We start from the raw sequence: 13,709 nt of genomic DNA on the forward strand, positions 1-13,709 counted from the left end.
GGTCTCCTACGGTCGGCCGCCGCCCGCCCCTCAGTCCTCGACGGTCGGCTCGGAGGCGGTCTCCTCATAGCGGTCGAAGCCGCGTCGGGCCAACCTGCTCTCGGTCTCCGACAACGTGACCTCGCGCCGGGTGTCCCACGGACGCTCCCAACCCGTGTAGTGCAGCACGCGGTCGATCAGCCCCGCGGTGAAGCCCCACACCACGAGGTCGTGCACCAGGAACGCGGGTCCCAGGTGACCACCGGGGTGCCGCAGGCGGGCCCGGTTGGCGGGATCGGCGAGATCGGCGATGGACACCCGCAGCACTCGGGCGACCTCTTCGGGCGCCCCGGGGGCGACCTCGCTCTCGTGTTGCCACCACGCGAGTACGGGCGTCACGACGAAGTCGCTGATCGGGATGTACAGATCGGGCAGTCGGCCGAACACCCGTACTCCGCTGGGGTCCAGGCCGACCTCCTCCTGCGCCTCGCGCAGCGCGGTCCCCTCGGGGCCGTCGTCGCCCGGGTCCACCGAACCACCCGGGAAGGCGGGTTGGCCGGCGTGCGAGCGCAGTGTCGCGGCGCGTTGGAGCAGCAGCAGATCGGGGCCGTCGGGGCCCTCGCCGAACAACATCAGCACCGCGGACCGTCGGCCACCCTCGGCCGGCGGCAGGAAGCGGCTCAGTTGCTCCGGGCTGATCGACTCGGCGGCCCGCGCGACCGGGCGCAGCCACTCCGGCAGTTCGGCTTCGGCCCAGATCTCGATTCCGGTCCCGGTTCGGGTCACCCGGCGTCCTCCTCGTTGTTCGACGCGCCCGGGTCACTCGGGACGTCTTTCGCCGCGTTTCGGGTCGGGCCCTTCGTCGTATCTTTCGCCACGGCGAGCACGGGCAGCGCCGGCGGCTTGAGCCGCTGGCCCGGCTGCCCGGCCATCTCGTACTTGAGCAGGGCCTTGGCCTTGACCGGATCCGTCTCGCCCTCGCCGTAGGCCGGGCACAACGGCGCGATCGGACACGCCCCACAGGCCGGCTTGCGGGAGTGGCAGACCCGGCGGCCGTGGAAGATCACCCGGTGCGAGAGCACCGTCCAGTCCTTGCGCGGGAACAACGCCGCGACGTCCTTCTCGACCTTGATCGGGTCCTCGTCGGTGGTCCAGCCGAAGCGCCGGGCAAGCCGGCCGAAGTGCGTGTCCACGGTGATGCCCGGGACGTCGAACACCTCGCCCAGGACCACGTTGGCCGTCTTGCGGCCCACTCCGGGCAGGGTGACCAGGTCGGCGAGCTTGCCGGGCACCTCGCCGTCGAAGCGCTCCAGGAGGGCCTGCGAGAGGCCGACCACCGAGCGGGTCTTGGCCCGGAAGAAGCCGGTCGGCTGGATGATCGACTCCAACTCGGCGGGCTGGGCCGCGACCATCGCGGCGGCGTCGGGGTAGCGCGCGAACAGCGCCGGCGTCACCGTGTTGACCCGCCGGTCGGTGGTCTGCGCGGACAGGACGACCGCGACGAGCAGTTGGAACGCGTCGCCGTAGTCGAGTTCACAATGCGCGCCCGGATATATCTCGCCGAGTTCGCGATTGATCCGCCGGGCGCGCCGCACGAGTGCGGTGCGCGACTCCTCTTTCGCCGCCTTCGCGGTACGCCGCGGCTTGCGCGGGGCGGTCTCCGTCACGTTGCTGGGCACCCGGCCAGAGTACGCAGACGGGCGGGGCGTACGGTCGAGCAGTCCGCGCACGAATGATCACTGGTGTGACATGTCCGGTTACTGGGGATCCGCCCGTTCGTGATTCAGGACACCCCGCGTAATGATTGCAGTGGCACGTGCGTCAGACTGTGACCGATCGCACTGTTTGACCGTCCGGCATCATGGTTTCGACCAGGCCGGCCTAGGAGGAACCTCGTGGACGACGTTTTGCAGCGGGCTCCGCTGTTCGCGGCGCTCGAAGATGAGGATGCCGCCGAGCTGCGGGCCTCCATGACGGAGGTCGCGCTCGAGCGTGGCGACTCGCTCTTCCACGAAGGCGACCCGGGTGACCGGCTTTACGTGGTGATCGAGGGCAAGATCAAGCTGCACCGCAGCTCCAACGACGGTCGCGAGAACATGCTCGCGGTGCTCGGCCCGGGAGAGATGTTCGGCGAGCTCTCGCTGTTCGACCCGGGACCGCGTACGGCGACCGCCACCGCGCTGACCGATGTGCGTCTGCTCGGTCTGGGCCACTCCGACCTGCAGCCGTGGCTCACGGGTCGGCCCAAGGTCGCGGCGGCGCTGCTGCGCGCGATAGCCCGTCGACTGCGGCGGACCAACGAGAGCCTGGGCGACCTGGTCTTCTCCGACGTCCCCGGACGTGTCGCCAAGGCGCTCCTCGACCTGTCCCGCCGCTTCGGCGTGCCGGCCGACGAGGGCATCCACGTCGCCCACGACCTGACCCAGGAAGAGCTGGCTCAGCTGGTCGGCGCCTCCCGGGAGACGGTCAACAAGGCCCTGGCCGACTTCGCCAGCCGAGGGTGGCTGCGGTTGGAGGCCCGCGCGGTGGTCCTGATGGACGTCGAACGCCTCTCCCGCCGCTCGCGGTAGCCGTTTCCGTACGCACCTGTGGGCCCGCCGGTTCTCCGGCGGGCCCACAGTGCGTACGGGCCGAGGTGTCGGCGGGCCGAACCGTCGACCGGGCGAGGAGCCCGCGGGCTCAGGTGTCGGCGCGCTCGGCCAGATACTCCAGTTGGGCCCGTACCGACAGCTCGGCGGCCCACCACAGGGAGCGGTCCACGTTCGCGTAGACGTGCGCGACCACCTCCGGCGCGGTGGTGATGCCTGCGGCCACCGCAGCCTCCACCTGGGCCAACCTGGCCGCGCGGTGGGCCAGGTAGAAGTCGAGCACCCCCGCCGCGTCGTCCAGGATCGGGCCGTGCGCGGGCAACACCGCGCCGATCTCGCCGGTCTCGGCGAGCGCGCGCAGCCGGCGCAGCGAGTCCAGGTAGTCGCCGAGCTTGCCGTCGGGATGCGCGACCACCGTCGTGCCGCGGCCGAGCACGGTGTCGCCGGTGATCAGGAACCGGTCCTCGGCGACCACGAAGCACACCGAGTCACCCGAATGGCCGGGAGTGGCCAGCACGCGCAGGTCCAGGCCGCCGTCGTCGATCACGTGACCGTCGGTCAGGTCCTCGCCGCCGTAGCGCCACTGTGGATCGACCGCGTGCACGATCGCGCCGGTGAGTGCCTTGAGTCCGGCGACGCCGGCGGAGTGGTCGGGGTGCCCGTGGGTGAGCAGGATGCGCCCGACCCGGCGTCCGTCGGCCTCGACCGCGGCGACGATCGCGCGCAGGTGGCCCGCGTCGTCGGGGCCCGGGTCGATCACGACCGCGGTGTCGGATCCGGGTTCGGCCACGATCCAGGTGTTGGTGCCGTCGAGCGACATCGCGCTCGGATTGGGCGCGAGCAGACACGTCACCCGTTCGCTCGCCGCCCCGCCGATGCTCGCGCGGGGGTTGCCGGGCAGGGGCTGTGCGTTCATGGTCGCCATCCTGTACCCATCCTGTTCACCGGAGCCGTTCACCCGTGCTGTTCACGTGTGCCGCCCATCCGTGCCGTCCCCCTGCGCCGTTTGTGGCCGGTTCCTCATCCGAGGCCGAACGGATCGGGGATACCCGGCCATTCGAGCACGAGGCGGTCGCCGTCGAACCGGCCGGTGGCCATGATCGGGGTGATCTCGCGACTCGTCGAGGCGGCGAGGGCCGCCGCCGCGTCGGGCAGTTCGGCCAGGTGACGCAGCGTGTCGATGGTGGGCGGAAGCATCGCCATCTCCTGCGCCTTGTGCTGCGCGAGGGCGTCGACGGGGCGGGCCCAGGTCACTCGGTCCGCCTCGCCGGACACGTCGCGCGTGCGCTGACCCCGCGGCAGGGCCGCGACGAAGAACCAGGTGTCGTAGCGCCGGTCCTCGAACTCCGGAGTGATCCAGCGCGCCCACGCGCCGAGCAGGTCGGAACGCAGTACGAGGTCGCGGCGCTCCAGGAACTCGGTGAGCGTCTGCTCGCGCGCGACCAGGGCCGCGCGGTCGGCCTCCCAGTCGTCGCCGGTGGTGTCGGACACGACGGTGTCCGCGTCGGGGCCCGCGAGCAGGACCCCGGACTCCTCGAAGGTCTCGCGGACGGCCGCGCACACGATCGCGCGGGCGTCCGAGGCGCTGGTGCCGAATCGCTTCGCCCAGGCGGCGGGCTCCGGGCCGGCCCAGGCCACCGAGTGGTCCGCGTCGCGCGGGTCCACACCACCGCCCGGGAAGGCGTACATGCCCGCCGCGAACTTCATCGTGGTGTGCCGGCGGAGGAGGTATGCCTGCGGCCCGTTCGGACGCTCGCGCAGGAGCACCACGGTCGCCGCCCGGCGAGGGGGGTTGGGCTCGGCCTCGCCGGCCATGATCGCGCGGGCTCGCGTCACCCAGGACTTCGGCAGGCCGGCCGCCGCGTTGTCCGACGGCGGGCTGGTACGGGTGCTCCCCGGCTGCGTGCTCTCCGATTGCGCCATGGGCCGGATCGTACGCCTGACCGTGTCAAGTTCCATCCCCGGCCCACAAGCGATCGAACCCGACCCACAACGGGTCGGGTTCGATCGTCCGTGCTGTCTCTCGCGTGTTCTCGCCTGCGCCGGCTCGCAGGTGCGCTGTCACGCAGGTGCGCCGGCTCGCAGCCGCGCGGGTACACCGTCGCGCCGGTTCATCGTCGCGCCGGCGGAGGGAATCGGTCAGACGACCTCGACGAGGATCTCCACCTCGACGGGGGCGTCCAGCGGCAGCACCGCCACGCCGACCGCGCTGCGGGCGTGCCGACCGGCCTCGCCGAAGACCTCGCCGAGCAGTTCGCTCGCGCCGTTGATCACGCCGGGCTGGCCGGTGAAGTCCGGTGCGCTGGCCACGAAGCCGACGACCTTGACCACCCGGCGGACCAGGGACAGGTCGCCGAGTTCGGACTTGACCGCCGCGAGCGCGTTGAGCGCGCACTGGCGGGCGAGCTGCTTGGCCTCCTCGGCGGTGACCTCGGCGCCGACCTTGCCGGTCGCGGGCAGCTTGCCGTCGATCATCGGGAGTTGGCCCGAGGTGTGGATGTAGTTGCCGGTGCGGATCGCCGGCACATAGGCGGCGACCGGCGGCACCAGGCCGGGCAGGGTCAGGCCCAGCTCGGTGAGGCGCTGTTCGGGGTGTACTTCGGTCACTGCGCCGCCACCTGCTTCGCGCGCTTCATGTAGGCCACCAGGCTCTCCGGGTTCGGGCCGGGTACGACCTGCACGAGCTCCCAGCCGTCGTCGCCCCAGTTGTCCAGGATCTGCTTGGTCGCGTGAACCAACAGGGGGACGGTCACGTATTCCCACTTCGTCATGTGTGGAGACTTTAGACGCAGACGTCCGGTGGTTCGACGGGGCGCCACGCCACCGGGCTGGAGAGCACCATCGTGCTGGACGGTTTGCCGTGGTCGGCGAGCCGGTCGATCAACGCCTGGAAGTCCTGCATCGTCGCCACCGCGACCATCAACAGGCAGCAGGCGTCGCCGGTGACCCGGTGCACCTGCAATACCTCGGGCCACTCGCGCACGGTGTCCGCGTCGCGGCGCAGCAGGCAGCTCGGGCCGTAGCAACTCATCCGCACGAGCGCGACCACCGCGCGCCCGGCCGCCGCCGGGTCGACGTGCGCGTGATAGCCGGTGATGACGCCGGCTCGCTCCAGCCGGCGCACCCGGGTGGCGACCGCGGGCGCGGAGAGGTTGATCCGCCGGGACAGTTCGTTGAGCGAGGTCCGGGCGTCGCGTTGTAGCTCCGCGAGCAATCCGCGGTCGATCGCGTCCATGTCGGTCCCTTGTTCACGGTTGTGAGGTCGTGCCCCCCGACACGTTGCGATCGTAATTCCAAACGATCCCAGGAGTGTTCGACGGCCATTCCCAACCGAACGGTCGCACGATTTCATATGGTCATTCCACGCCGGGACCCTCGGGCCCTTCGGGGTGAACCGAGGCCCGAAGGCCGAGCGCCGCCCCGTATTCCGGCACGCACGTCAGCGCGCCGCATCGCCGCGCACGAACCGGAGGTGCTTCGCGATGGCGCGCATGGGCGCACGCGTACACAACCGGCAAGCGCGACATCGTGGAGCTCGGCGCGGTCCGAACGGACATCTGCGAGCGCCGGACACGGTGGCGCGAGCGACATCTTGCGGCCACACTTCGAGCGCTGGGAAACCGGCCGGGCGCAGGCGGCTCGGCCGGAGCATCTTGGTTGGGCAGACCGTACGCGTGCGCGTTTTTCCCGAATTGTGGACCATGCGCACCTTGGTCGAACCATCGAAGGCCGAATCATCGAAAGCTGGTGGGGCATGTCCGATTCCTTGCTGAACGTCGTCGCCGACGGTTCGTCGGCTCACCTCTCGTCCTTTCGAACCCGAGCCGCGGAACTCGACGCGGCCGATCCGTTGGCGCACGTGCGCGAACGGTTCCTGCTGCCGACCGGGGTGATCTACCTCGACGGCAACTCGCTCGGCGCGCTGCCCGCAGCCGTACCCGAGGCCCTGAACGACGCCGTGCACCGGCAGTGGGGCACCGACCTGATCCGCTCGTGGAACGCCAACGGCTGGTGGGAGGCCCCGGCCCGGATCGGCGACTCGATCGGCGCCATCGTCGGCGCCGCCCCCGGCCAGGTGGTCTGCGGCGACTCCACGTCGGTCCAGATCTTCAACGCGATCACGAGCGCGTTGCGGATGCGGCCGGGGCGCACCGTGGTCCTGGCCGACCCCGACAGCTTCCCGACCGACCTGTATCTGGCCGACTCGGTCGCGAACCTGCTCGGCGCCGAGGTTCGCCGGGTACCGGTGGCCGACGTCGCCGGCGTGTTGCGCGCCGAGGGCGACGCGGTCGCGGTGATCGCGTACAACCACGTCGACTACCGCAGCGGCGAACTGCGGGACATGCGCGGCCTCACCGCCGCGGCGCACGACGCGGGCGCGCTGGCGATGTGGGACCTGTGCCACTCCGCGGGCGCGTTCCCCGTCGACCTCGACGCCAACGCCGTCGACCTGGCGGTGGGCTGCGGCTACAAGTACCTGTCCGGCGGTCCGGGCGCGCCGGCGTTCGTCTACGTCGCCGAGCGCCATCTCGCGGACTTCGCACCGGCCCTGACCGGCTGGCACGGACACGCGAACCCGTTCGGCATGGAGGCGGGGTACACCCCCGCCCCCGGCATCGAGCGGGCCCGGATCGGCACGCCGCCGCTGCTGTCGATGCTCGCGCTGGAGGCCGCGCTGGGCGCGTACGAGGGCGTGGACATGCGGGCCGTGCGGGCCAAGGGCCTCGCGTTGACCGACCTGTTCATCGAGTGTGTGCACGCGCTCGGCCTGGAGACGCTCACCCCGGCCGAGCACGCGCGGCGCGGCAGTCAGGTCGCGGTTCGCCACCTCGACCCGCACGCGGTGATGGCGGCACTGATCGACCGCGGCGTGATCGGCGACGTCCGACCGCCCGACGTGCTGCGGTTCGGCTTCAATCCGCTCTACATCGGATACGCCGACGTCGTGGAAGCGGCGCGACTCCTCGGGGACATCCTGGAGACGAAGGCGTACGAGGACGCGCGTTACGCCGTTCGGGCGACGGTGACGTGACTCGGGTCACCAGTGGGGGATCACCTCCGACCCCACGGGGACCGGGTCGTTAGGCTCGACTCGTGAGTTTGGGTGCGCGGTCACACGAGTCCGGGTTTTCCGCCCATGCGCCCGTATGGGGCAAGCCGACGGGGGCAGGTATCCGGGCATGCCGCGCACCCGCAACGACCGCCGTCCCGGCCGTCTCGGTCGGACCCGTTGGACGGACACGATGACGACGAGAGCGGCGGGCGCCCGCACGACCGACGACGCACGAGCGAACGACGACGCCGACGCGATCGACGACGCCCGAACGATCGACGACCCACCCCTCGTCGAGGATGCGCGCTTCGACGACGGGCACGGCGATTGGGAAGGTGTGCGCCTGCACGTCGTCAGCGGCAAGGGCGGCACCGGCAAGACCACCGTGGCCGCCGCCCTTGCGCTGGCGCTCGCCTCGGGCGGGCGCCGGACGCTGCTGGTCGAGGTCGAGGACCGCCAGGGCATCGCCCAGCTCTTCGACTGCCCGCACCTGCCCTACGAGGACCGCAAGATCGCGACGGCCCCCGGCGGCGGCGAGGTGTACGCACTCGCGATCGACCCGGAAGAGGCCCTGCTCGAATACCTCGACATGTTCTACCACCTGGGTCGGGCCGGAAAGGGCCTCAAGAAGCTGGGCGCGATCGACTTCGCCACCACGATCGCGCCGGGCCTGCGCGACGTCCTGCTCACCGGCAAGGCGTGCGAGTCGGCCCGACGGCGGGTGCAGGGCCGATTCGCCTACGACGCGGTGGTCATGGACGCGCCGCCCACCGGCCGCATCGCGCGCTTCCTCAACGTCAACACCGAGGTCGCCGGGCTGGCCAGGTTCGGTCCGATCCACACCCAGGCCGAGGCGGTGATGGGCGTGATCCGCTCCCCGCAGACCGCCGTACACCTGGTCACGCTGCTGGAGGAGATGCCGGTCCAGGAGACCGTGGACGGTGTCGCCGAGCTGCGCGCGTCGGGGCTGCCCACCGGCGGCGTCGTGATCAACATGGCCCGGCCGCCGTTGCAGGCCGAGGACGAGAGCGACACCGGGCGACGGCTCACCCCCGAACTCCTGGAGGCGGGCTTGGTCGCCGGCGGCATCAAGCCCACCCGGCCCCTGGTCACCGCGCTGCTCTCGGAGGCCGACGAACACGCGAGCCGCATCGAACTGGAGAGCACGGGACGCGCGCTGGTGCGCGGCCTGGACGTGCCGGTCTACGAACTGCCGCTGCTCGCCGAGGGCATGGATCTGGGCGGTCTGTACCGGCTGGCCGAAGCACTGCGCGAGCAGGGGATGGCATGAACAGGCTGGAGATAGACGAACTGATCGACGACCCGGGCACCCGCATCCTGGTGTGCTGCGGCTCCGGCGGCGTCGGCAAGACCACCACCGCCGCGGCGCTCGGCCTGCGCGCGGCCGAACGCGGGCGCGACGTGGTCGTGTTGACCATCGACCCCGCGCGCCGGCTCGCCCAGTCGATGGGCCTGACCGAACTCGACAACACCCCCCGCCGGGTCGTCGACGTCGACGAGAGCAAGGGCGGCAGCCTGCACGCCATGATGCTCGACATGAAGCGTACGTTCGACGAGATCGTCGAACAGCACGCCGACCGCGAGCGGGCGCAGCAGATCCTCGACAACCCGTTCTACCAATCGCTGTCCTCCAGCTTCGCCGGCACGCAGGAATACATGGCGATGGAGAAGCTCGGCCAGTTGCACGCGACCGGCGAGTGGGACCTGATCGTCGTCGACACTCCGCCCAGCCGCTCCGCCCTCGACTTCCTCGACGCCCCCCAGCGCCTCGGTTCGTTCCTCGACGGTCGGCTCATCCGGATACTGTCCGCTCCGGCCAAGGTGGGCGGACGCGGCGCCCTCAAGTTCCTGTCGGCGGGCATGGGTTTGATGACGGGCGCGCTCAGCAAGGTCGTCGGCACGCACCTGCTCACCGACATCCAGACCTTCGTGGCCGCGCTGGACACGACGTTCGGCGGCTTCCGCAAGCGCGCCGACGCCACCTACAAACTGCTTCAGGCCCGAGGCACGTCGTTTTTGGTGGTCGCGGCGCCCGAGAAGGACGCGCTGCGCGAAGCCGCGTACTTCGTCGACCGACTGGGCACCGAGCGCATGCCGCTGGCCGGCCTCGTACTCAACCGCGTACACGCCACCCGCGCCGGCCGACTGTCGGCCGAGCGCAGCCTGGCCGCGGCCGAGGCCCTCGCGGAACGCGCCGACGGCGAGTCGGAGCAGCCCGCGGACCCGGTCGGCGACGACGCCCTGCGCCCCGCCGACCTGCGCCTGGTCGCGGGACTGCTGACGTTGCACGCCGAACGGCTTCGCGTGATCGACCGGGAGGAGCGCACGCGCACGCGCTTCACCTCGATCCACCCCGAGGTGCGGGTGGCCGAGGTTCCGGCTCTACCCGGTGACGTGCACGACCTGGCCGGCCTGCGCGTCATCGGCGAGAGTCTGGGGACGGGCTGACCGGGGCCGCCGTGCTCGGCGACTCGGCCGACTCGTCGGTACTCGGCGGGACCCTTTGCCACCTTGCCGACTCGTCGGCAGGCCGCCACCTCCTCGCCACCTTGCCGACTCGTCGGCACTCGGCGACTCGTCACCGCGCGGGGACTCGTCACCACCGCACCGGGACCCGGGCCTGACTCCCGGCCCCGGCGGGTCGTGACCTGCGGGCGCTCGTACGTCCTCGGACTTGCGCGGTCCTGGGACCCTCGGGCGCCGCGTCGTGCGAGCGGTGGTGTGGGCTCAGCCGGCGACGCGATACTCCTCGTCTCCGTGGATGTCCCGCTCGTACTCCTCGCGGGCGGTCTCAAGCAGTCGACGCCACGAGGTGATCAGCGGCCGACGGCGCAACAACGCGCGCCGCTCCCGCTCGGTCATGCCGCCCCAGACGCCGAACTCCACCCGGTTGTCGAGTGCGTCGGCCAGGCACTCGGTGCGGACCGGGCAGCCGGTGCACACCGCTTTGGCCCGGTTCTGTGCGGCCCCCTGTACGAACAACTCGTCCGGATCCGTACTCCGGCAAGCGGCTTGCGTGCTCCAGTCGGTAACCCAGCTCATGCTGGTGCCGTCCTCTCCCGATTTTCGAGGCTCCCCCAACGGCGGCGACGGGAATTCCCGTCGCCAAGCAGGACGGTACGAAACCCTGGGCACGCGCAACAGCCCCTGCGCGGGCGGTCATCGATGGCCCGGAAGGACTATGCGCAAATATGGACCCACCCGTCCGGGTGAATGCTCTTGCGTTTCCGGTCGCGGCCTCACTCAGAAGGAGGCACGTCGCTCACACGGAGGCGCGGAAGCGCGGCAAAAATCCGACATCCAGCCACATTCACTCTAAAGAGTGGAATGTGTGAGGGCAGCAATCCCTCGGCCGCATGGCAAGCTTAGGCGAAGTGCCTTGCCCGTGCGCGGTGTTTCGGCACGTAGGGTGTCGTCCATGGCCCGAACTTCCTCCGGCTCGGCCCGCCCGAAACGCGGTCCCTCCCGTCCCCGGTCCGCCATGGGCTTCGCGGGACGACTGTCCGCCTTCGTGGGGGCGAGCGTCCTCGCGGGTGCCCTGGTCGCGGGAATCGCGCTGCCGTTCGTGGGTGGCTTCGGCCTCTCCGCGAAGGCGGCGTCGGAAAACTTCGACGACCTGCCCAGCGATCTGGACCAACCCTTCCTGTCGCAGCCGTCGTACATCCTCGATTCCGAGGGCAACCAGCTCGCGATGGTCTACGACCGTTACCGCATCCTGGTCACCCACGACCAGATCGCACCGATCATGCGCCAGGCGATCGTGGCGATCGAGGACTCGCGCTACTACGAGCACGGTCCGATCGACCTCAAGGGCACCCTGCGCGCACTGATGCGCAACCAGCAGTCGGGTGGCAACGGAACCAAGCAAGGCGGTTCCAGCCTCACCCAGCAGTACGTCAAGAACATCTTCGTGGAGGAGGCCGGCGACGACCCGGCCGCGGTCGCCAAGGCTCAGGCCCAGGAGATCTCCCGCAAGATCAAGGAACTCAAGTACGCGATCGGCCTCGAACAACGGCTGTCGAAGGACGAGATCCTGACCCGGTATCTCAACATCACCTTCTTCGGCCGCCAGGCCTACGGCGTGGAGGCGGCGTCACAGCGCTACTTCAGCAAGCACGCCCAGGACCTGACCCTGCCCGAGGCGGCCACCCTGGCCGGCATCGTGCAGGCGCCCTCCGCGTTCGACCCGATCGGCTACCCCGTGGCCGCCCGGGACCGACGCAACATCGTGCTCCAGCGGATGGTCGAGGTGCAGGTCATCTCGCAGGCCGAGGCCGACGTGGCCAAGGCGACCGAGTTGAACCTCAAGACCCAACCGTTGCCCAACGGCTGCATCACCGCCGACAAGCTCGACGGCTCCGCGTTCTTCTGCGACTACGTCGAACGGGTGGTCAAGAACGACCCGGCGTTCGGCAAGACGAAGGACGAGCGCAACCAGTTGTGGCGTGAGGGTGGCCTTCGGATCACCACCACGTTGGACCGAAAGGCCCAAAAGTCGGCCTACGCCGCCGCAACCAAGGGCGTACTCCAAACGGACCGGGTCGCGGACTCCGTCGTGATGGTCGAACCGGGCACCGGCAGGATCAAGGCGATGGCCCAGAGTCGGCCGTACGGCTTCGCCGACGACGAGACCACGCTCAACTTCGCCGTCGACAACGCGATGGGTGGGTCGACCTTCGGGTTCCAGACCGGCTCGACCTTCAAGCCGATAACCGCTGCGGCGGCGTTGGAAAGCGGCATGAAGGTCGATCAGGAGTATTCGACCGACGCGAAGATCGACATGCGGAAGGAGAAATTCCGGACGTGTGACAAACCGACCATGGACCCGAAGTTCGAGCCGGAGAACGAGAGCAAGAACGAGGTCGGCACCTGGAACATGCAGACCGCGCTGGAGAAGTCGATCAACACGTACTTCGTCCTGCTGTCCAAGGACACCGGACTGTGCCCGATCGCGACTCTGGCCGACCAACTCGGCGTGCACGCGGGCGACGGCAAGCCGCTCCTGCAGGTCGGCAGCATGACGCTCGGCTCGAACACGGTCGCGCCGATGAACATGGCGGCCGCGTACGCGGCGTTCGCCTCGCGGGGCGTCTACTGCGCGCCGATCGCGGTCACCGAGGTGGCCAAGCTCGACGGCACCAAGTTGTCGGTGCCGCAGGCCGGCTGCAAGCAGGTGATGAAGCAGTCCACCGCCGACACGATCAACACCCTGCTCAAGGGCGTGATGGAGGACGGCACCGGCGTCCAGGCCGGGCTCACGGACCGCGACAACGCCGGCAAGACCGGTACCACCGACTCCCGCTTCGCGGCCTGGTTCGTCGGCTACACGCCGAACCTGTCCACCGCAGTGTGGGTCGGCGGTCCCAAGACCAACATCGTGATGAAGGACATCCGGATCGGCGGGGTCACCTACGACAAGGTCTTCGGCGGCGCGGTTCCCGGGCCGATCTGGAAGAACGCCATGTCGGGTGCGCTCAAGGGCCTGGACGACCCGAAATTCGTCAACCCGCCCGCGGGCACGATCCCGAGCAAGCCGGATCCGCGCAAGCGCGACGACAAGGGTGACAAGGGCGACAAGCCGGACCAGAACCGCCCGCCGACGACGCGTGACCCGCGAACGCCGGCGAGCAACGCCCCGACGACGCCGGGTCGACCGCAGTTCCCCACCAGGGCGCCCGACCCTCCGCGCACGCAGGATCCGCCGGGTGGCGGGGACAGCGGGGACACTGGGGGCGGGGGTACTGGGGGTGGCGGCGGGCACACACCCGATCCTCCGCAGAACACCACGCCGCCCGGCGGCGGGGGGTCCACGGGGCAGCCGACGAAACCACCGCCGTCGCACACGCGTCCGCCGGGGTGGGACGACTGAGTGAGTCGACTGACTGGGACGAGTGGTCGAGCGCTTCGGTGAGAACCGCTTGAGCCGGATTCTCTCTTTCCCTCTTTCCCTCTTCTCTCGTCCATGAGATCAAGACGCGACGATGGCGGTGCATCCCGATTCGGGACGCACCGCCATCGTCTTTCGTCAGGTGTGACCGGTCGGCCGGTCGGCCGGCCGGCCGGCCGGC

The 13,709-nt window shown here is 70.2% G+C and carries 13 protein-coding genes; 5 read left to right on the forward strand and 8 right to left on the reverse strand.

What is annotated here, in order from left to right:
• Positions 1-30 precede the first annotated feature (30 nt).
• Entirely contained in the window at positions 31-765 is a 735-nt protein-coding gene (locus GT354_RS11120; RefSeq protein WP_161356119.1) for a CoA pyrophosphatase, read from the reverse strand.
• On the reverse strand, positions 762-1,658 hold the full coding sequence (gene nth, locus GT354_RS11125) for an endonuclease III (RefSeq protein WP_346011974.1): 897 nt from the start codon (positions 1,656-1,658) through the stop codon (positions 762-764). The genes GT354_RS11120 and nth overlap by 4 nt, the downstream gene beginning before the upstream one ends.
• A gap of 216 nt (positions 1,659-1,874) precedes the next feature.
• On the opposite strand from nth, the gene GT354_RS11130 reads away from it, so the two are divergent.
• Positions 1,875-2,549 carry a Crp/Fnr family transcriptional regulator gene (locus GT354_RS11130; RefSeq protein ID WP_020554920.1) on the forward strand — a complete coding sequence of 225 codons (675 nt, stop codon included), beginning with the start codon at positions 1,875-1,877 and terminating at the stop codon, positions 2,547-2,549.
• A 109-nt stretch (positions 2,550-2,658) separates the two neighbouring features.
• Here GT354_RS11130 and GT354_RS11135 read toward each other — a convergent pair whose 3' ends face one another.
• The 5 genes from GT354_RS11135 to GT354_RS11150 form a co-directional block, all read right to left on the reverse strand.
• Positions 2,659-3,483, reverse strand: a complete 825-nt coding sequence (locus tag GT354_RS11135; RefSeq protein WP_161356120.1) for an MBL fold metallo-hydrolase — start codon at positions 3,481-3,483, stop codon at positions 2,659-2,661.
• 104 nt (positions 3,484-3,587) lie between these two features.
• Complete coding sequence (locus tag GT354_RS11140; protein WP_161356153.1) at positions 3,588-4,382, reverse strand: NUDIX domain-containing protein; 795 nt, start codon at positions 4,380-4,382, stop codon at positions 3,588-3,590.
• 324 nt (positions 4,383-4,706) lie between these two features.
• On the reverse strand, positions 4,707-5,174 hold the full coding sequence (locus GT354_RS11145; RefSeq protein ID WP_161356121.1) for a RidA family protein: 468 nt from the start codon (positions 5,172-5,174) through the stop codon (positions 4,707-4,709).
• Positions 5,171-5,338, reverse strand: a complete 168-nt coding sequence (locus tag GT354_RS52535) for a DUF4177 domain-containing protein (RefSeq protein WP_202511752.1) — start codon at positions 5,336-5,338, stop codon at positions 5,171-5,173. Before GT354_RS52535 ends, GT354_RS11145 begins: the two co-directional genes overlap by 4 nt.
• Before the next feature lie 11 nt (positions 5,339-5,349).
• Complete coding sequence (locus tag GT354_RS11150) at positions 5,350-5,802, reverse strand: Lrp/AsnC family transcriptional regulator (RefSeq protein WP_161356122.1); 453 nt, start codon at positions 5,800-5,802, stop codon at positions 5,350-5,352.
• 519 nt (positions 5,803-6,321) lie between these two features.
• On the opposite strand from GT354_RS11150, the gene kynU reads away from it, so the two are divergent.
• The 3 genes from kynU to GT354_RS11165 all read left to right on the forward strand — a co-directional run bounded on the left by kynU (position 6,322) and on the right by GT354_RS11165 (position 10,089).
• Entirely contained in the window at positions 6,322-7,599 is a 1,278-nt protein-coding gene (gene kynU, locus GT354_RS11155; protein ID WP_161356123.1) for a kynureninase, read from the forward strand.
• Positions 7,600-7,747: 148 nt separating this feature from the next.
• On the forward strand, positions 7,748-8,911 hold the full coding sequence (locus tag GT354_RS11160) for an ArsA-related P-loop ATPase (protein ID WP_161356124.1): 1,164 nt from the start codon (positions 7,748-7,750) through the stop codon (positions 8,909-8,911).
• A complete protein-coding gene (locus tag GT354_RS11165) occupies positions 8,908-10,089 on the forward strand; it encodes an ArsA family ATPase (RefSeq protein ID WP_161356125.1) in 1,182 nt (393 codons plus the stop codon). Before GT354_RS11160 ends, GT354_RS11165 begins: the two co-directional genes overlap by 4 nt.
• A gap of 279 nt (positions 10,090-10,368) precedes the next feature.
• Here the strand turns inward: GT354_RS11165 and GT354_RS11170 are convergent, their stop codons facing one another.
• Positions 10,369-10,683, reverse strand: a complete 315-nt coding sequence (locus tag GT354_RS11170; protein WP_161356126.1) for a WhiB family transcriptional regulator — start codon at positions 10,681-10,683, stop codon at positions 10,369-10,371.
• 376 nt (positions 10,684-11,059) lie between these two features.
• Between GT354_RS11170 and GT354_RS11175 the strand changes: the two genes are divergently transcribed.
• Positions 11,060-13,510 (forward strand): transglycosylase domain-containing protein, encoded by a 2,451-nt coding sequence (locus GT354_RS11175; protein WP_346011976.1) that lies wholly within the window; start codon positions 11,060-11,062, stop codon positions 13,508-13,510.
• Positions 13,511-13,709 lie beyond the last annotated feature (199 nt).

The sequence above is a fragment of the Streptomyces sp. SID3343 genome, from assembly GCF_009865215.1.
GTDB lineage: Bacteria > Actinomycetota > Actinomycetes > Streptomycetales > Streptomycetaceae > Embleya.